The organism is Bradyrhizobium sp. CFUWI (assembly GCF_056429085.1).
The window spans coordinates 97,040-114,731 of the sequence record NZ_JBWJZE010000015.1 but is presented as its reverse complement, the minus strand read 5'-3'; the positions used below and the strand labels follow the sequence as shown (position 1 = coordinate 114,731).

Below are 17,692 nucleotides of genomic sequence, written 5' to 3'. Positions count from 1 at the left end.
AGAACCGCAAAACAAGAATACGCGGCGCACGATCGCTGCGGCCGGAGGAAGCCATGCAACAGCACAGTGCAGACAGCATCGATCTTGCCGGCATCGTCGCCGATCTCAACAGCCTGCTGCGGCTGAAGACCAATGTGATCGGCATGAAGCTGTTCGCGCAAGCGGCGGAGATGGAGGCGATCCCGAAAATCCGGCGGCCGAATGCGATCCACACCACCGACCAGATCGTCAGCATGGCGGCGCGGCTGGGCTGGACCGTCGGCATCACCGCCGACGATCTTGTAGGTAGCCAGTGCCGCGCGGTGATCGGGCTTAGCCCGCAGGACGACAAATGGCTCGCCGGCGAAAACTATGTCGGGGTCTGGCACGGCACGGCGGAGGATGCGCGCAAGCGCCAGGAGGCGCTGGACGTGGTTCCGTTCGGCCAATATCAGGCGCTCGCCGTCAGTCCGCTCGCGAGCGGCCGGCTCGATCCGCCCGACATCTGCCTCGTCTATGCGACGCCCGGGCAGATGATCATCCTGATCAACGGCCTGCAATATACCGGCTACAAGAAGTTCGAATGGGGCGTGGTCGGTGAGACCGCTTGCGCCGATTCCTGGGGGCGGGCGCTCAAGACCGGGGAGCCCAGCCTGTCCTTGCCATGCTATGCCGAACGGCGCTATGGCGGCGTGCCGGACGAGGAGATGCTGATGGCCTTGAAGCCCGCGCATCTCGCCAAGGCGATCGAGGGCATGAAGGCGCTGGCCAAAAATGGTCTGCGCTATCCGATCCCGCCCTATGGCATCCAAAGCGACGTCCGTGCCGGCATGGGCGTGAGTTACGCGAAAAAGTAAGGGACGAGCATGAGCTCTGCGAAATTCGACATCGTCGTCTACGGCGCGACCGGTTTCACCGGCCAGCTCGTCGCCGAATATCTGGCGGCGCAATACAAGGACGACAAGTCGCTGACATGGGCGATGGCCGGCCGCAGCCTGGACAAGCTGAAATCGGTGCGCGAGGCCATCGGTGCGCCCGCCGACACGCCGCTGATCGTGGCGGATGCGTCGGACGCCGCGTCGCTGAAGGCGATGGTGGCGCAGACGAAGTCGGTCATCACGACGGTCGGGCCGTACCAGTTCTATGGCGAGGATCTGCTCGCTGCCTGCGTCGCTGCGGGCGCGGATTATTTCGATCTCTGCGGCGAGCCGGTCTGGATGCGGCAGATGATCGACAAGTACGAGACATCGGCCAAGGCGAGCGGCGCGCGCATCGTGTTTTCCTGCGGCTACGACTCCGTGCCGTTCGAGCTCGGCACGTTCTTCGTGCAGGAAGAAGCCAGGCGCGTGTTCGGCGCGCCGGCCGCGCGCGTGAAGGGCCGGGTGCGCGACATGCGCGGCACGCTGTCAGGCGGCACCGCGGCGAGTGCCAAAGCAACTTTCGATGCGGTCGCCAAGGACCTCAGCCTCGTCGCCATTCTCAACGACCATTTTGCGCTGACGCCGGGGTTCACCGGCCCGAAGCAGCCCAAAGGCAATAGGGCGGCTTACGAGGAGGATCTGCAATCCTGGGCCGCCCCGTTCATGATGGCGCTGATCAACACCCGCAACGTCCATCGTTCCAACATGCTGATGGGCTTTCCCTACGGCAAGGATTTCGTCTACGACGAGATGGTCCTGACCGGTCCTGGAGAGAAGGGCGAGGCCAACGCAAAGCGCGTGATGGCGGCCAACGCCGAGAAAACCGGTCCTAACGCGCCGAAGCCGGGCGAAGGGCCGTCGAAGGAGGAGCGCGAGAACGGCTTGTTCGATCTGCTCTACGTCGCGATCGCACCGGACGGACGCCAGGTCCGCGCCGGCGTCACCGGCGACCGCGATCCCGGCTACGGCTCGACCTCCAAGATGATCTCCGAATGCGCGATCTGCCTGCTGCGTGATGCGAAGGATGTTCCGGACGGGATCTGGACGCCGGGCGCAGCGATGCAGCACAAGCTGATCAAGCGGCTGGTCGATCACGCCGGGTTGACGTTCGGGGTGGAGACGTAAGCCTTCGCTTTCTCACCTGTTGCAGGACCGGGCTTTCATTCTCAAGCCGTCTCGCGCGTTGAGCAGGAGCAGGGTGATGTTCGCAGCTCCGGCGACAAGCTCAAGAGCCTGGACCGCATAGAAGACTGCATCGAGCTCGGCGGCCTTCGCCTTGTGTGCGAGAAAGAAAGCGACCGGGACAAGCACGAGAAGGCCGTTGGCCGCGATCAGCGGCATTCGCTTGATCTTCGCGCCGATCAGGCCGGCCCGCCGTCCCTGTGACAGCGCAAGGCCTGATCCGGCCGTCGCCGCAAGCGCAGGGATCAGCACGAGAAAGCCCCACGGTATGGCAGTCTTGACGGCAGTGATGACGGATTGGGACGCGAAGAGCTCGCTGAACGCAGTAGAGAGCCAGAAAGCCGAGATCGTGAGAAGCGCGGTCCCGCCTGCAACGGGATGAATCATCTTGATCACGGCCTGTTTCCCTTCTGGTTATCGTTCGAGCCCCGAGGCGACCCCGGTGGGCGCGATGCGACCGCCGCGAACGTGACCCGGCCCTCTGCGGGGCGCGTTTCATGACGCAAGATGTCCGCGGCTACCGCTTCATGCGGCGCGGAAATCGGGCCCGCGCCTCCGAGAAGCGGCGGCCTCAGAACGGCATTCGGTGGGGTCGGCTGGATCGCATGGCGCATCACGGGCATGACAAACTCTCGCGTCTGGTCCAATATGACATCATGGTGTCGAAGTCGGCGCCAGCGATAGCCTAATTGACATGATGGTGTCAATAGGGATTTATGGAGTCAATATGCGCGCTATCAAGCGATCTCCGGCGGGTGACGCCATGACCGATCTCATTCTCGACCTATTCAGGGTCAATAACCTGACCTTGACGTGGGGCGATCGCTTGGTAGCCCCACTCGGACTGACCAGCGCCCGCTGGCAGATTCTGGGGGCGATCGTTGGCGCGGACCGTGCGCAGCCGGTCGCCTGGCTCGCCCGCGACCTCGGCGCTAACCGCCAGAATGTTCAGCGTATCGTCAATGACCTGGCCCATGAAGGGCTCGTCACCTTTGAACTCAATCCACATCATCGCCGCGCCCATCTCGTGGTCCTGACCGACAAGGGACTGAAGACCTACGACGCTGCCATCCGCCTGTATGCCCCCAAGATCAACTCGCTGGTACAAGGTCTCCCGATAGAAGAGATCAAGACCGCCGGCCGCCTCATCAAGGCGCTGCGCAAGAAGCTCGAACAGGAAGTGAGTGCAGATGCCTGACCAGACCTTTGCGCAACGTCCATTTGAATATCCTGGACGACAATGCGGCGCCGAACCGCGACGCTCCAGAAGCTGTCAGCCTCGAGAGAGCGTTCCTATCTCAAGCTGAAGGCGCTTCGTCGTCGGCCCTGATCCTGTAGATCTGTGCGGCCGCGATCATGCCCCACATCGCGCCCAGCATCATCCAGAAGTGCCGCCAGTGGTCGGTATCGATCACGAAGCTTTCGCCGACGGTGCCGACGAAGGCGGAGAAGATCGCGAGATAGGCGCGCTGCCAGGGCACCGGGACGAAGATGTGGCGGAAGCCCATGATCACGGTGGTGAAGACCAGCGCGGGATAGCACACGCCGGACAGCCAGCCGCCGGACATGAAGGCGTTGAGATAGGAGTTGTGGGTGTCCTCGGGGAAGAAGCGGTGGAATTGCAGGGGACCGATGCCGAACGGCAGGCCGAGCGCCATCTCCGCACCGAGGATGTGACGGCCGAACCGGCCGAAGCGGCCTTCGTCATAGCTCTGGCCGAAGCTTGCGCGCTGCTTGAACATCTCCGCGGTGGACTCGAACGACAGCAGCACCGCGATCAGCGCCAGCCCCAGCACGGCGGCCACGACCGCCATGACGACGATGCGCGAGCGCTGCGCGTTGGTGCGTCCGGTCAGCACCATCAGCGCCAGCATGAAGGCCGAGGTCAGCACCAGCCCGCCCCAGGCGGCGCGCGAGAAGGCGAGCAGGATCGCCAGCGACATGATGGCGAAGGCGATGACGTTGCGGAATGCCTTGGCCAGCTTGTCCGATACCACGCTCTGCAGCGCAAACAGCGCCGGCAGGATCAGGAAGGCGCCGAGCACGTTCGGGTCCTTGAACGTGCCGCGCGCGCGTCCGTAGAGCGTGAGGAGGTCGTTGCCGCCGGGCACCAGGTGGAAGTAGCCGGCGACCGCCAGGATCGAAGCCACCATCGCGCCGACCACGAGCCCGCGGCGGAGCATGTCGAGCCGGGCCGCGGTGTCCTCGGACATCACCATGGCGAAGAACACGACGGTCACCGCCATGTACCAGGAGGTCGCGATCCAGCTCACCACCTCGGATTGCTCGAACAGCGGGATCGCGCTGATGGTGTAGCCGAGATTGAGCAGGACCAGCAGTGCGATCAGCGGCATCAGCGCGAGCCGCAAGCGAAGGCCGGTGGCGAAGAACGTGACGGCGGCGAGCAGCGTCACGATCTCGTAGGGGCTCGGTTCGATGAAGACGACCGCGCCGGAGGCGCCGACCAGCCACACCAGCGCGCGCTGCAGCGCCAGCACGCCGGGCGCGGCCAGTTTCACTCCATCGGCTGTCGCCGCATACGCCATCACTTGCTCATACGCTTACGCAACTCGTACGCCACAACTTCCGCTGGATCGCCCGGCTTGACCGGGCGATCCAGTACTCCGCGGCGCGCGTTGCAGAAGAACGGCCGGAGCTGCGGCGTACTGGATGCCCCGGTCAAGCCGGGGCATGACGGAAACTCAATACGCGTTCTCGTTCTTGGTTAGGAGCGAGATCGGCGTCTTCAGGAGGATGTAGAGGTCGAACAGCACCGACCAGTTCTCGATGTAATAGAGGTCGAACTCGACGCGCTTCTGAATCTTCTCTTCGTTGTCGATCTCGCCGCGCCAGCCGTTGATCTGGGCCCAGCCGGTGATGCCCGGCTTGACGCGGTGCCGGGCGAAATAGCCGTCGACGGCCTCGTCGAACAGCCGGCTCTGCAGCTTGCCCTGCACCGCGTGGGGGCGCGGGCCGACCAGGGAGAGATTGCCGGCGAAGACCACGTTGAAGAGCTGCGGCAGCTCGTCGAGGCTGGTCTTGCGGATGAAGCGGCCGACGCGGGTGACGCGCGGATCGTTCTTGGTGACGACCTTGGAGGCGGTCGGGTCGGCCTGGTGGTGGTACATCGAGCGGAACTTGTAGACGTCGATGCGCTCGTTGTTGAAGCCGAAGCGCTTCTGGCGGAACAGCACCGGTCCCGGACTGTCGAGCTTCACCGCGAGCGCGACGAGGCCCATCACCGGCAGGGCCGCGAGCAGGGCAAGGCTGCCGACGACGCGGTCGAACAGCCATTTCATCACCAGATCCCAATCCGTGATCGGCGCCTCGAACACGTCGAGAGTCGGCACCTCGCCGAGATAGGAATAGGAGCGCGGCCGGAAGCGCAGCTTGTTGGTGTGCGCGGAGAGGCGGATGTCGACGGGCAGCACCCAGAGCTTCTTCAGCATCTCCAGGATGCGCGTCTCCGCCGAGATCGGCAGCGCGAACAGCACGAGATCGACGCGGGTGCGGCGGGCGAACTCGAGGATGTCGTCGACCTTGCCGAGCTTGTGCGCCCCGGCGCAGGTGTCGAGCGCGCGACTGTCGTTGCGGTCGTCGAACACGCCGAGCACGTGGATGTCGGAATCCTCCTGCGCCTTCAGCGCTTCGACCAGCTGCTCGCCGTTGCTGTCGGAGCCGACGATGATGGTGCGGCGGTCGAGCCGGCCCTGGCGCGCCCAGCCGCGCACCAGCGAGCGCAGCACCAGTCGCTCGGCGATCAGGGCGGCGAGCCCGAGGACGTAGAAGGCGGCCAGCCATAGCCGGGAGATTTCGCTGCCGTATTTGGCGAAGAAGGAGATGCCGATGAACAGCAGGAAGACGAACGACCAGGACGAGATCATCCGCGTCATCTGCCGCAGCTGTCCGCGGAACAGCTGGACCTGATAGAGGTCGGCGGCCTGGAAGCAGACCACGGCGGCGACCGCGACGGCGACGACCTCCGCCGGGTAGACCCAGCTGAAGCCGGAGAGCGGCATCACGTAGCCGATATAGAGCGCGATGCCGACGAGGCTCAGCAGCGCGAAGTCGGCGAGGCGCACGAAGCCGGCGATCACGATCGGCGAATAGGCGCGGGAGACCTTCTGGTTGACGACTTCGAGCGCTGCCGGCGAGAGCCGGCGGCGGCGCTCGACGAAAGACTGGTCAGCGGGCTTCGCCGCAGCGCTGGTCGCGGCGTCGAGCATCGAGCGTGCGTTGAGCGGTTCCACGGGCGTCCACGTCCATTCCAAAGCCCGCGGCACGGCGTTGAGCGCCCGGGCGAGCATCCCCTGGACCTTGGACTATCGAACAAATCGGAAGATTCTCTAAAGCGGGTCGTAAGAATGGTTAGTGATCGGTAAATGCGTCGCGATAGCCGGCGAGCACGCCGTCGACCATCGCGGCTTGCGAGAAATGCGCGGAGATGCGTTCCCGCAAGGTGGCGGCGCGCTGTGCGGTGGTCTGCGGATCGTTCAGCGCTGCGGCGATCGCTTCCGCCATGGCCTCGGGATTGCTCGGCGCGAACAGAGCGGGGCTGTCGGCGCCGAAGATTTCGGGGATGCCGCCGATTCTGGACCCGATCATCGGGATGCCGGCAGCGCCGGCTTCGATCACGACATAGGGCATGGAATCGCCGCGCGAGGGGACGACCAGCAGCCGCCCCTTGGAGAAGCCGTAGCGCGCCTTGACGTGGCCGATGAAGCGGATCGCATCGGTGAGGCCGAGCGTCTCCACCTGCGCCTTCAGCGCCGCCATTTCCTCGCCGTCGCCGCCGAGCGTCAAGGTGACCTTCCTGCCGCCCTCGTGCAGGCGCGCCACGGCATCGATCAGGAGATCCGCACCCTTGATGTGCCTGAACTCGCCGACATAGCAGAGGTCGGTGGCATCGTCGGCGGTCACGACAGGCTCGAACTCCTCGGGCGTGACGCCGTTGAAGACGCAACGCACCACGCCCTTGGGGGTGCCGACGATGCGTTGATAGGTGTCGCGGGCGAACGCGCTCTCGAACAGGAACAGGTCGGTCGAATCCATCAGCGCGCGCTCCAGCCGCGCGTAGAACTCGCCCTTGAAGGTGTTGAGCGGATAATGCAGCGAGCCGCCATGCGGCGTGTAGATGCGGATGGTGTCGTCGGAGCGTCGTCGCATCCGGATGAAGGCGCCGGCCTTGGCGCCGTGGCCGTGCATGACGTCGGGCTTCAGCGTGGCGATCAGGCGCCGCATGCGTAGCCACACCAGGACGTCGTCCGGCGAGGGCTCGCGGCGGATCGCTAGCCGGTGCACGCCGAGCTTCAGCCGCGGGGCGAGCTCGGCAAGTGCCTTGTCGGCACGTTGGCCGCCGGTGAGGCTGTCGGCGAGAATGCCGACATGATGGCCGCGGTCGACCTGGCCGTTGGCGACATCGAGGATATGGCGGAAGATGCCGCCGACCGGAGCGCGCACGGCGTGCAGGATACGAAGCGGCCGGTCAGGAGAGGGAGGCATGTATCAAAACCAGCGCTCGACGGCGAATGCCGAACTATTCCTTGGAAATATCGAGATGGATTAAGGGCCCTCGTGGTTAACAAACGGTGACGAGCGCGCGTTGCGGCTATCGCCGCCGCTGCGATTAACCCAGCGGCAACCTTAATGGAGTGTAATCGCGCCGGTTGCGGTAGCTTGGTGGCGTTGCCCTGCGGGAGTGTTCGATGCGTTTAGCGTTCTGGCGTGCCGGCAAGGACAAGGCGGTAATTGCGCGTGCCGTGTCAAAGCCGAAGGCCGAAGTCGCGCCCAAAGCTGACAAGGCTGAAGTCAAGGTCGAGCCCAGGATTGAAGCAACGCCTGCGCCGATCGTCACGAAGCAGGCGCAAGTTGAAGCCGGCGATATCGACCTGCACGCGCTCGGAGCGGCATTGGCGCGCAAGCGCGGCTGGATCGTCGTGCCGACGGTGCTGGCGCTGGTCGCGTCAATTGCCGCCGTCAATCTCGTCACGCCGCGCTACAAGTCCGAATCGCGCATCCTGATCGATGGCCGCGAAAACGTATTCCTGCGCCCGAACAGCGACCGCGCCGAGGAGCGCCAGGCGCTCGACGCCGAGGCCGTCACCAGCCAGGTGCAGCTCGTGCTGTCGCGCGATCTCGCGCGCGAGATCATCAGGAAGAACAAGCTCGCCGAACGTCCCGAATTCGATCCCGTGCTGCAAGGCGTCTCGCCGCTGAAGTCGCTGGCCGCGATGATCGGGCTCGGCCGCGATCCGTTCTCGATGACGCCGGAAGAGCGCGTGCTCGATGCCTATTACGAGCGCCTGCAGGCCTACGCCGTCGACAAGTCGCGCGTGATCGTGGTCGAATTCCAATCCGCCGATTCCGAGCTTGCGGCGCGCGTCGCCAATTCGATCGCCGACGGCTATCTCGTGCTGCAGCAGGCGGTCCGCCAGGACCAGGCCAAGAACGCCAGCCAGTGGCTCGCCGGGGAGATCGAGAGCTTGCGCAAGAAGGTCTCCGAGGCCGAGGCCAGGGTCGAGGACTTCCGTTCCAAGTCGAGCCTGTTCATCGGCACCAACAACACCACGCTGTCGAACCAGCAGATGGGCGAGGTCAACACCCAGCTCAACAATGCGCGCTCGATGAAGGCGGATGCGGAATCCAAGGCGCGGCTGATCAAGGAAATGCTCCAGAGCGGCAAGCCGATCGAGGCGGCGGAGGTGCTGAACTCCGAGCTGGTGCGGCGGCTGTCGGAGCAACGCGTGACGCTGCGTGCCCAGCTTGCCGAGCAATCCTCGACGTTGCTCGGCAACCATCCGCGCATCAAGGAATTGAAAGCCCAGTTGGGCGATCTCGACACCCAGATCCGCGACGAGGCCAGCAAGATCTCGCGCTCGCTGGAGAATGACGCGCGGATCGCCGGCGGTCGGGTCGACGGCCTGACCGTGAGCCTGGAGCAGCTCAAGAAGCAGGCGGCCTCGACCAACGGCCAGGACGTCCAGCTCCGCGCGCTCGAGCGCGAGGCCAAGGCGCAGCGCGATCTGCTCGAGACCTATCTCGCCAAGTACCGCGAGGCCAACACCCGCGAGACCATCGACACCGCGCCGACCGACGGCCGCATCATCTCGCGCGCCATCGTCTCGAACACGCCGGCCTATCCGAAGAAGCTGCCGATCGTGCTGATCGCGACGCTCGCGACGCTGCTGCTGTCGTCCGGCGTCGTCGTCACCGGCGAGCTGTTGCGCCAGACCGCGCCCCGCGCGGTGGCGGCGATTTTCCCGGCACAGGCGCCGGCGCGGCGGGAGCCGACGGTCCAACCGGCCGTCGCGCCAGCCTCGGATCCCGGCATCGAGCCCGCTCCGGTGGAGCGCGCGCCGCTCCAACAGGAGCTGACGACCGATGCGGATGTCACCGAATTCATCGAGATCGAACGTTTGGCCGAGGATTTGCGCGGCGCCGGCGCTGCCGCGAAGAAGGTCACCGTGCTCGGCACCGCCTCAGGCGAAGCCATCACGCTGTCGACGCTGACGCTGGCACGGCATCTGGCGCGCGAGGCGCGTGTCGTGGTGGTCGATCTCGCCGCGTCCTCGCCGACGATCGCCGCGGTGTCCGTCGATGCTTCGGCGCCGGGCCTTGCCGAGCTGATGCAGGGCGAGGCGTCGTTCGCGCAAGTTATCACCCGGGACAAGCTGTCGCGGCTGCATCTGGTCATGGCCGGCCGTCCCGGCTTCGACCGCAGCCTGCTGCAATCGCCGCGGGTGACGCTCGCCATCGACGCGCTGCTGCGCGCCTATGATCACGTGTTGATCGATGCCGGCAGCGCTTCGGATCTTCCGGCCGAGCTGCTGACGGCGCATGCCCGCGCCGTCGTGGTGCCCGATGCCGCGATGACGCCGGATGCGCGCGCGCTGATGTGCGAGCAGCTCCGGGCCGTCGGCTTCAGCGCTGTGACGATGCTGAACAAGCCGGTGCAGCCGTCGAATGCGACGGAAGCGCCGCGCGTGGTGGCGGCGTAGGCTTTTAGCTCTCTCTCTCCGCGCTCGGAATCGTAGGGTGGGCAAAGGCGCGCTCGCGCCGTGCCCACACCTATCCAATATAGTGACAGAAGACGTGGGCACGCTTCCGCCTTCGCTCTTCGAGCTACGGCGGACAAGTCGCTTTGCCCCTAACCCTCTCCCCTTGTGGGAGAGGGTGGCTTCGCGAAGCGAAGACGGGTGAGGGGTTTCTACCCTCATCAGAGGTCTAGCGAGTCGAGAGAACCCCTCATCCGGCGCTTCGCGCCACCTTCTCCCACAAGGGGAGAAGGAACAGCACCTCACGAAAGGTTGGAGTCTACCCGAACGCCTGCCGCAGCCGGCGGGCGAGGTCGAACAGCATCTGGTTCTGCTTCACCAGCCGCTTGCCGCGGCTCAGCGATGACATCGCCATTGCGGCGAGGGTTCCGCGCGAGGTCAGCGGGACGAAACTGTCGAAGATCTCTTCGTCGTCCTTGCAGAACATCCGCTTGTAATCGTCCGAGCCGATGCCGAGGTCGAGCGAACGGTAGCCGCGCTCGCCGTAGCGGTCGATGATGTAGCGCATCAGGATCAGGCCGGGGCTGTAGCGGGCGTGCTCGGACATCGTGTAGGTGTTGAACATCATCGAGAAGCGCTCGCCGTCGGCGACGCCGGCGAAGATCGCGATCACCTCGTCGTCGCATTCGAGCGCATGGATGTCGATGACGCGGCCTTCGCCGCGCGGCGCAAGGCAGGCGCTGCGGACGAACTGTTCGACGCCGGGCTCGGCGAAGACGTTCGGGAGCTTCTGCTCCGCCATCCGCACCGGCTTGACGCGAAAGAACCAGTCGAGCAGGCGGGCAATGTCGGCGTCGGTGGTGGCCAGGTGGTAGCGATAGCCGGCGAGAGCCTGGAGCTTCTTTTCCTTGCTCTTGAGACGGCGGCGAAGCGAATTGCTGATCCGCGATGCCGGCGGCCCGCCCGGCTCCATCACCAGCTGCGGACAACCGTTGATGGCGCTCTGTCGCGGCAGCAGCGCAAACGGGTTCGGCTGGTCGTGCCAGCGCAGCGGCTGCTGCGTCAGCGCGAGCACGTCGAGGTGCTGGCGGAGCGGCGCCAGCAGCGCCTCGAGATCGGCGGCATTGGTCTGCGCGGCGCAGGCGGCGTCCCACAGGCCCATGTTGAAGGTCGTATGCTTGCCGCCCATGAAGCAGGCCGTGCGCACGCCGTGGCCTTGGCGCAGCGAGAGCGGCAGCAGCAGCAGCGGATTGCGATCGGCGTCGCGGGCGATCACGACGAAGGGGCGCGCGCCCTCGCGCGCGCCGACCAGCCGCTGCCAGGGGCTCAGCAGATCGAACCGCTGATAGGGCGTGTAGAGGTGGCCGGGCTCCTCGAAGCTGCGCCAGACCGCCTCGGCGGCGTCGAGATCGGTGACGATGTCGACCTGCGCGATACGGCTCGCTTTCGACCGCGCTGGCGCTTCTGCCGTCCGGCTTTGCATCGCCGCAGCCATGGTCATTCGCGAAACCTGTCGAGAAATCAGAAATAGACGCCAATCGGCCTGTGGCCGACCTTTGCAAAGAAAGGTCAACAAAGGGTAAGGACAATGGGAGCGGGAACGGGCGCCTTGAGGGCGCCAACGGTGAGGCTCAAGGGTGAGGCTCAAGGGTGAGGCTAAAAGGTGGGGATATTGGCCTCCGACGACAGATGGCTGGAACGGCTGCGCCTCGAACTGGCCTGGTTCACCGGCCGGGCCGCGCTGGGCAGCCGCGGTGCCGGCGCCATCCTGCGCCTTGAACGGGTACGCCCGCGGCGCGGCGGGTTTCAGCCGCTGCGCGCGCACGAGATCACGCCGCAATTCCTCGATCGCGCCATTCGCGCGCTGAAGCGCTGGGAGTACGATTTTCTCGGCATGGACGAGGTCTGCCGGCGCGCCGTGACGTTGCCGGAGCCGCGGCGCTTCGTGGCGCTCACCTTCGATGGCGCGTCCAAGGATCTCATCGATTTCGCCTACCCCGTGCTGGCACATCACGCGGTGCCCTTCACGATCTACGTGCCCACCGCGTTTCCTGACGGCGTCGGACAGGCCTGGTGGCTCGGGCTCGAACAGGTGATCGCGCGCGAGAGCCGCATCAACCTGATGATGGGCGAGAAAGAGCAGCGCTTCGTCGTCACCGATCGGGCCGGGAAGCAGGCGCTGTTTGCGCATCTCGAGAGTTGGTTGCGCTCGCTGTCACCGGCGGATCTGGCGGCGGCGGTCGCCGATCTCTGCACGCGCTACCGGATCGACCTTGCCGCACTCTCGCGCGAGGCTTCGATGGATTGGGAGGATCTGGCGAAGCTCGCTGCCGATCCGCTCGTCACGATCGGCAGCGCGACCGTGAACTATCCTGTTCTCGCCAACATGAAGGACAGTGCGGCGCTGCGGGAGATGACGATGGGCAAGGCCGTTGCGGAAGCCGCCTTCCGCCGCGAGGTCGGGCATTTCGCCTTTCCGTTCGGCGATCGCGCCTCGTTCCGGCGCAGTCATGTCATCATGGCTGAAGAGGCCGGCTTTGCCAGCGCGGTGTCGACCATCCCGGGCATCGTGGATGCGGAGGGACGGACCAATTTGCGCGCGCTGCCGCGGATCTCCTGGGACGGCCGCGTGCGCTCGCTGCGCATGTTGCGCGTCCTGGTGTCGGGCGCTGCCTTTGCGCCGGTGAAACCGACCGGCAGCACTACCGGCCAGACTTGACGCGGTCGGGACGCTGCATCCAGCTCACGATCGGCATCGCCGGCAGCACCCAGCCCATCCCGACCACCACGTAGTAGATCGCCTGCCGCCAGCCGGACTCGGCAATCCACGGCATCTGCGCTGCGGCCATGCCGAGCAGGGCCCAGACCGTTGCCAGCACCAGCAGCAGGATGGCGCCGAGGAACTTGCGGGTGCGGATCGTCATGACGGGAGCTTGCTGTTGTCGCGTAACTTGCGCTGCGGGAGCGGGGGACTATAAGGGGCACGCAGTCCGGTTCAAGCCCTGGTTTTGCCCCTGAATGACGACGAATTCCGTTCCAACAAACCCGCATCGCGCCGTGCGCTGGTGGCTGATCTCCGTCGCCGCGCTGATCGCGTTGATGGTGCTGGTGGGTGGCGCGACGCGGCTGACGGAATCCGGCCTTTCGATCGTCGAGTGGAAGCCGGTCACCGGCAGCGTGCCGCCGCTGTCGGAGGCGCAGTGGACCGAGGCGTTCGAGGCCTACAAGAAGATCCCGCAATATCGCGAGCTCAATGCAGGCATGAGCCTGTCCGAGTTCAAGGAGATCTTCTGGTGGGAGTGGAGCCACCGCTTGCTCGGCCGCTTCATCGGCGTCGCCTATCTGTTGCCGTTCCTGTTCTTCCTGTGGCGTGGCGGTCTGTCCGGTGAGCTGAAGCGCCGGCTGTGGCTGCTGTTCGCGCTCGGCGGGCTCCAGGGTGCGGTGGGCTGGTGGATGGTCGCCTCGGGACTGACCGAACGGGTCGAGGTGTCGCAATATCGGCTGGCGACGCACCTGCTGCTCGCGCTGCTGATCTTCGCCGGCATCGTCTGGACGGTGCGGCGGCTCGAGCAGCGGCCGCAGATCGCAGCGCCGGCGCGGCTGCGGTTCATGAGCGCGCTGCTGCTGGTCGTGACGTTGGTGCAGATCTATTTCGGTGCGCTGGTCGCGGGCCTGCGCGCCGGCCGCGCCTACAACACCTGGCCGCAGATCGACGGCGCGTTCATTCCCTCGGCCGAGCGGCTGTGGTTCGAGACGCCGTGGTGGCGCAACATGTTCGACAACGTCCTGACGGTGCAGTTCGAGCACCGCATGACCGCCTATGCGCTGTTCGTGCTGGCGTTGCTGCACGCAATCGACGCGGTGCGCGCGCGCGCAGGCGCGGCGGGGGCGCTGTGGCTGCTCGCCGCGGTGAGCGTGCAGGCGGTGCTCGGCATCCTCACGCTGCTCAACCAGGTGCCGATCGACCTTGCGCTGTCGCACCAGGCGGTCGCGATCGCGGTGCTGACGCTTGCGGTGATGCAGGTGGAGCGGCTCGCTTCGCGCCAGCAGACGCACGCGCAGCCGCGCGCGGTTCCGGTCGGTCAGGCCGGCTGATCACATCGGCCGACTGATCAGCAATAGCCGTAAACACCGCACGCATAGGGCAGGCGCCAGAAATAATCGACCTGCTTCCCGCCGTAATAGGCGCCCTGATAGTCGTAGTCCCAAGGACGGCCGTAATAGCCGGGCAGCGTGTGAGAGCCGGGCAGGAGCGGTGTGCCGGGCAGATTGCGGATGTAGCTGCCGACGCCATAGGCCGGCGAGATCAGTGCATCCGGATCGGTCTCGACATAGACCTGCGGCGGCTCCTGCGGCGCGACGGCCCGCCGCTTCGGCGTGGCCGGCAAGTCGGCAGCAACGGCAGCCGAGACCGTCAGCATCACTGTCAGGGCAGGCACCATCCAGCGCAGCATCGTCGGCTCCGAATCAAAGGGGCGATCCAAGGACGATGTATGGGGCAGATATGGTTAATGACTGTTAACTGACGGTCGCCAAAGCGACCGTCATTCCGAGCCCGGAATCTCGAGATGGTGATGCTATGTGGAGGTTCCGGGTTCGCGCTTCGCGCGCCCCGGAACGACAGCGACTACGCCCCCAGCGCCTGTTCCAGATCTGCGATCAGGTCTTCCTTGTCCTCGATGCCGATCGAGAGCCGCACCACGTCGGGGCCGGCGCCGGACTTGATCTTGGAAGCGTCGTCGAGCTGGCTGTGCGTGGTCGAAGCCGGGTGGATCACCAGCGAGCGGGTGTCGCCGACATTGGCGAGATGCGAGAACAGCTGCAGCTTCGACACCAGGTTGACGCCGGCGTCATAGCCGCCCTTCAGGCTGAAGGTGAACACGGCGCCCGCGCCCTTCGGCGCGTATTTGCGGGCCAGCCGGTTGTACTTGTCGCTCGGCAGGCCCGCATAATTGACCGAGGCCACCGCCGGATGTCCGGCGAGGAATTCGGCAACCGCCTTGGCGTTGTCGCAGTGCTTCTGCATCCGCAGCGGCAGCGTCTCGATTCCCGTGAGGATCATGAAGGCATTGAACGGCGACAATGCCGGTCCGAGATCGCGCAGGCCGAGCACGCGGCAGGCGATCGCGAAAGCGAAATTGCCGAAGGTCTCCTGGAGGCGGATGCCGTGATATTCGGGCCGCGGCTCCGACAGCATCGGATATTTGCCGCCGGTGGACCAGTCGAAGGTGCCGGCATCGACGATGATGCCGCCGAGCGAATTGCCGTGACCGCCCAGAAATTTCGTCAGCGAGTGCACGACGATGTCGGCGCCGTGGTCGATCGGGCGGATCAGATAGGGCGAGGCCAGCGTGTTGTCGACGATCAGCGGCACGCCAGCCTTGCGCGCCACCGTCGAGATCGCCTCGATATCGGTGATGCTGCCGGCGGGGTTGGCGATGGATTCGATGAAGATGGCTTTCGTGCGCGGCGTCACCGCGCGCTCGAAGCTCGCGATGTCGTCGGGATCGGCCCACACCACGTTCCAGCCGAAGCTCTTGAAGGCGTGCGTGAACTGGTTGATCGAGCCGCCGTAGAGCTTTCTCGCGGCGATGAACTCGTCGCCGGGCTGCAGCAATTGCTGCAGCACCACGACCTGCGCGGCATGGCCCGAGGCCACCGCCAGCGCGGCCGTGCCGCCTTCGAGCGCCGCGACGCGCTCTTCCAGCACCGCATTGGTGGGATTGCCGATGCGGGTATAGATGTTGCCGAATGCCTGCAGGCCGAACAGCGAGGCGGCGTGGTCGGCGTCGTTGAACACGAACGAGGTGGTTTGATAAATCGGAGTCGCGCGCGCACCGGTGGTGGGGTCGGGCTGTGCACCGGCATGCACGGCGAGGGTTGAAAATCCCGGAAGGCGATCGCTCATTGAGGGCGTCCTGTTCTTGTGGCCTGAAATCGCGCGGCATGCTGATGGGCGCCGCGCTCGCCGTCAAGGCGCCACGTCAGTTCGGAGTGATCTTGCTAGGCATTGCCGCGTTCGCGAAACGAATCCTTCGCGATTGCGTCAGCTTTGCTCGTTCTTGTTTTTGGCGGCCCGATCGGATGCCGCGGTCTCGCCGCCGCCGACACTCATCCGATTGAGGGAGAGCCGCATGCCCTGCGTTGGTGCCGGCGCGCGCTTGGAGCTCAGCGTGCGCGAATTCACGCCCATCCAGGAGATCTCGGACGACAGGCGGCCATATTCGATCTTGGGGCAGCGGTTCATCACCACCTTGATACCGACCGATTCCGCCTTCGCCGCCGCGGCTTCGTCACGTGCGCCGAGCTGCATCCAGATCACCTTCGGCAGCGGATCCAGCGTGAGCGCCTCTTCGACCACGGGCATGATGTGGCTGGAGTTGCGAAAGATGTCGATCATGTCGATCGGACGCCCGATGTCCGATAGTGAGGCGACAAAGGGTTTTCCGAGCAGCTCCTTGCCGACATGGCCCGGATTGACCGGGATCATGTCGTAGCCGCGCTGCGCCAGGTATTTGAACGCGAAATAGCTCGGCCGCACGTTGACCGGCGAGGCGCCGACCATCGCGATCGACTTCACGCTGTTGAGGATGCCGCGGATGTAATTGTCGGGATAGGCGTCGTGGTTCATTGGATCTTCTTTGCTGCTGTCATTGCGAGGAGCGAAGCGACGAAGCAATCCAGTCTGTCACTGCGGAGGGATTCTGGATTGCTTCGCTTCGCTCGCAATGACGAATTCTATTCATCCCGCCATGTCGGCTTGCGCTTCTCGATGAAGGCGCCGATGCCTTCCTCGGCGTCGCGCGCCATCATGTTCTCGGTCATCACCTCTGCCGCATAGCGATAGGCGTCCGCAAGGCTCATCTCGGCCTGGCGGTAGAACGCCTCCTTGCCGAGCTTGACGGTATAGGCGGATTTCAGCGCGACCTGCTGCGCGAGCTCGATCGCGGCACCGAGTTCGGTGCCGGCGGGCACCACGCGGTTGATGAGGCCGATCTCGCGGGCCCGCTCGGCCGTGACAGGCTCTCCCGTCAGCAGCATCTCCATGGCCTGCTTGCGCGGGACGTTGCGCGACAGCGCCACCATCGGCGTCGAGCAGAACAGGCCGATGTCGACGCCGGGCGTGGCGAACTTCGCGTCCTCCGATGCGATCGCAAGATCGCAGCTGGCAACCAGCTGGCAGCCGGCCGCGGTCGCGATGCCTTGGACGGACGCGACCACGGGCTTCGGCAGATGCACGATGGCCTGCATCATGGCGCTGCAGGCATTCATCATCTCGGCGAAGAAGGCGCGGCCGCGATCGGGATCGGTGCGGCGCGCGGTGAGCTCCTTCATGTCGTGACCGGCCGAGAAGGCCGGGCCGTTGGCGGCGATCACGACGCCGCGGACAGCCTTGTCGTCGCGGATATCGTCGAGCTCCGCATGCAGGCTCGCGATCATCGCGGCCGACAGGCTGTTGCGCGCGGCGGGGCGGTTCAGCGTCAGGATCGCGATGGGACCTGCGGTCTCGCGCAGCAGGATCGGCGGTTGCGGGGAGGGGGCGCGGGCGGCCGTGACGGACATTGACGCGATTTCCGCTAAATGATTGCAATTGGATGACACAGATAACTTAATGTA

At 65.4% G+C, this 17,692-nt stretch carries 16 protein-coding genes; 6 read left to right on the top strand and 10 right to left on the bottom strand.

Annotated features, from left to right (window positions below; all coding sequences use genetic code 11):
- Positions 1-53: 53 nt before the first annotated feature.
- Together AC066S_RS28245 and AC066S_RS28240 are read left to right on the top strand one after the other, a co-directional pair.
- Complete coding sequence (locus tag AC066S_RS28245; protein WP_135169453.1) at positions 54-836, top strand: DUF169 domain-containing protein; 783 nt, start codon at positions 54-56, stop codon at positions 834-836.
- Positions 837-845: 9 nt separating this feature from the next.
- A complete protein-coding gene (locus AC066S_RS28240) occupies positions 846-2,024 on the top strand; it encodes a saccharopine dehydrogenase family protein (protein WP_478271157.1) in 1,179 nt (392 codons plus the stop codon).
- Positions 2,025-2,036: 12 nt separating this feature from the next.
- Here AC066S_RS28240 and AC066S_RS28235 read toward each other — a convergent pair whose 3' ends face one another.
- Positions 2,037-2,477: a hypothetical protein gene (locus AC066S_RS28235; protein WP_478271156.1), complete on the bottom strand. Its 441-nt coding sequence runs from the start codon at positions 2,475-2,477 to the stop codon at positions 2,037-2,039.
- A gap of 331 nt (positions 2,478-2,808) precedes the next feature.
- Here AC066S_RS28235 and AC066S_RS28230 point away from each other — a divergent pair, with 331 nt between their 5' ends.
- Positions 2,809-3,279 (top strand): MarR family winged helix-turn-helix transcriptional regulator, encoded by a 471-nt coding sequence (locus tag AC066S_RS28230; RefSeq protein WP_135169456.1) that lies wholly within the window; start codon positions 2,809-2,811, stop codon positions 3,277-3,279.
- Positions 3,280-3,379: 100 nt separating this feature from the next.
- Here the strand turns inward: AC066S_RS28230 and AC066S_RS28225 are convergent, their stop codons facing one another.
- From AC066S_RS28225 to AC066S_RS28215, 3 genes are all read right to left on the bottom strand, one after another.
- Entirely contained in the window at positions 3,380-4,627 is a 1,248-nt protein-coding gene (locus tag AC066S_RS28225) for an O-antigen ligase family protein (RefSeq protein WP_478271155.1), read from the bottom strand.
- 156 nt (positions 4,628-4,783) lie between these two features.
- Entirely contained in the window at positions 4,784-6,331 is a 1,548-nt protein-coding gene (locus AC066S_RS28220; protein WP_167767506.1) for an undecaprenyl-phosphate glucose phosphotransferase, read from the bottom strand.
- 118 nt (positions 6,332-6,449) lie between these two features.
- A complete protein-coding gene (locus AC066S_RS28215) occupies positions 6,450-7,583 on the bottom strand; it encodes a glycosyltransferase family 4 protein (protein WP_126258482.1) in 1,134 nt (377 codons plus the stop codon).
- A gap of 203 nt (positions 7,584-7,786) precedes the next feature.
- On the opposite strand from AC066S_RS28215, the gene AC066S_RS28210 reads away from it, so the two are divergent.
- A complete protein-coding gene (locus tag AC066S_RS28210; RefSeq protein WP_478271154.1) occupies positions 7,787-10,078 on the top strand; it encodes a GumC family protein in 2,292 nt (763 codons plus the stop codon).
- A gap of 316 nt (positions 10,079-10,394) precedes the next feature.
- On the opposite strand, the gene AC066S_RS28205 is transcribed toward AC066S_RS28210, so the two are convergent.
- Positions 10,395-11,576: a GNAT family N-acetyltransferase gene (locus AC066S_RS28205; protein ID WP_478271153.1), complete on the bottom strand. Its 1,182-nt coding sequence runs from the start codon at positions 11,574-11,576 to the stop codon at positions 10,395-10,397.
- 171 nt (positions 11,577-11,747) lie between these two features.
- Here AC066S_RS28205 and AC066S_RS28200 point away from each other — a divergent pair, with 171 nt between their 5' ends.
- Positions 11,748-12,794, top strand: a complete 1,047-nt coding sequence (locus AC066S_RS28200; RefSeq protein WP_478271152.1) for a polysaccharide deacetylase family protein — start codon at positions 11,748-11,750, stop codon at positions 12,792-12,794.
- Here AC066S_RS28200 and AC066S_RS28195 read toward each other — a convergent pair.
- On the bottom strand, positions 12,778-12,999 hold the full coding sequence (locus AC066S_RS28195) for a DUF2842 domain-containing protein (protein ID WP_126258479.1): 222 nt from the start codon (positions 12,997-12,999) through the stop codon (positions 12,778-12,780). The genes AC066S_RS28200 and AC066S_RS28195 overlap by 17 nt on opposite strands.
- Before the next feature lie 94 nt (positions 13,000-13,093).
- Between AC066S_RS28195 and AC066S_RS28190 the strand changes: the two genes are divergently transcribed.
- Entirely contained in the window at positions 13,094-14,170 is a 1,077-nt protein-coding gene (locus tag AC066S_RS28190; protein WP_478271151.1) for a COX15/CtaA family protein, read from the top strand.
- Positions 14,171-14,187: 17 nt separating this feature from the next.
- Here the strand turns inward: AC066S_RS28190 and AC066S_RS28185 are convergent, their stop codons facing one another.
- The 4 genes from AC066S_RS28185 to AC066S_RS28170 form a co-directional block, all read right to left on the bottom strand.
- Entirely contained in the window at positions 14,188-14,529 is a 342-nt protein-coding gene (locus AC066S_RS28185) for a hypothetical protein (RefSeq protein ID WP_135165397.1), read from the bottom strand.
- A gap of 173 nt (positions 14,530-14,702) precedes the next feature.
- Complete coding sequence (locus AC066S_RS28180) at positions 14,703-15,983, bottom strand: O-acetylhomoserine aminocarboxypropyltransferase (protein WP_126258476.1); 1,281 nt, start codon at positions 15,981-15,983, stop codon at positions 14,703-14,705.
- Positions 15,984-16,121: 138 nt separating this feature from the next.
- A complete protein-coding gene (locus AC066S_RS28175; protein WP_126258475.1) occupies positions 16,122-16,706 on the bottom strand; it encodes a CoA-binding protein in 585 nt (194 codons plus the stop codon).
- A 107-nt stretch (positions 16,707-16,813) separates the two neighbouring features.
- The gene (locus tag AC066S_RS28170; protein ID WP_135169465.1) at positions 16,814-17,638 is read right to left on the bottom strand and encodes an enoyl-CoA hydratase; all 825 of its coding nucleotides are present in this window, start codon (positions 17,636-17,638) and stop codon (positions 16,814-16,816) included.
- Positions 17,639-17,692: the final 54 nt, after the last annotated feature.

Bases quoted from the DNA above. Each gene is read 5' to 3' on its own strand.
- AC066S_RS28245 (WP_135169453.1), top strand. From the start codon at position 54: ATGCAACAGCACAGTGCAGACAGCATCGATCTTGCCGGCATCGTCGCC.
- AC066S_RS28240 (WP_478271157.1), top strand. From the start codon at position 846: ATGAGCTCTGCGAAATTCGACATCGTCGTCTACGGCGCGACCGGTTTC.
- AC066S_RS28230 (WP_135169456.1), top strand. From the start codon at position 2,809: ATGCGCGCTATCAAGCGATCTCCGGCGGGTGACGCCATGACCGATCTC.
- AC066S_RS28225 (WP_478271155.1), bottom strand. From the start codon at position 4,627: ATGGCGTATGCGGCGACAGCCGATGGAGTGAAACTGGCCGCGCCCGGC.
- AC066S_RS28215 (WP_126258482.1), bottom strand. From the start codon at position 7,583: ATGCCTCCCTCTCCTGACCGGCCGCTTCGTATCCTGCACGCCGTGCGC.
- AC066S_RS28210 (WP_478271154.1), top strand. From the start codon at position 7,787: ATGCGTTTAGCGTTCTGGCGTGCCGGCAAGGACAAGGCGGTAATTGCG.
- AC066S_RS28205 (WP_478271153.1), bottom strand. From the start codon at position 11,576: ATGACCATGGCTGCGGCGATGCAAAGCCGGACGGCAGAAGCGCCAGCG.
- AC066S_RS28195 (WP_126258479.1), bottom strand. From the start codon at position 12,999: ATGACGATCCGCACCCGCAAGTTCCTCGGCGCCATCCTGCTGCTGGTG.
- AC066S_RS28190 (WP_478271151.1), top strand. From the start codon at position 13,094: ATGACGACGAATTCCGTTCCAACAAACCCGCATCGCGCCGTGCGCTGG.
- AC066S_RS28185 (WP_135165397.1), bottom strand. From the start codon at position 14,529: ATGCTGCGCTGGATGGTGCCTGCCCTGACAGTGATGCTGACGGTCTCG.
- AC066S_RS28180 (WP_126258476.1), bottom strand. From the start codon at position 15,983: ATGAGCGATCGCCTTCCGGGATTTTCAACCCTCGCCGTGCATGCCGGT.
- AC066S_RS28175 (WP_126258475.1), bottom strand. From the start codon at position 16,706: ATGAACCACGACGCCTATCCCGACAATTACATCCGCGGCATCCTCAAC.
- AC066S_RS28170 (WP_135169465.1), bottom strand. From the start codon at position 17,638: ATGTCCGTCACGGCCGCCCGCGCCCCCTCCCCGCAACCGCCGATCCTG.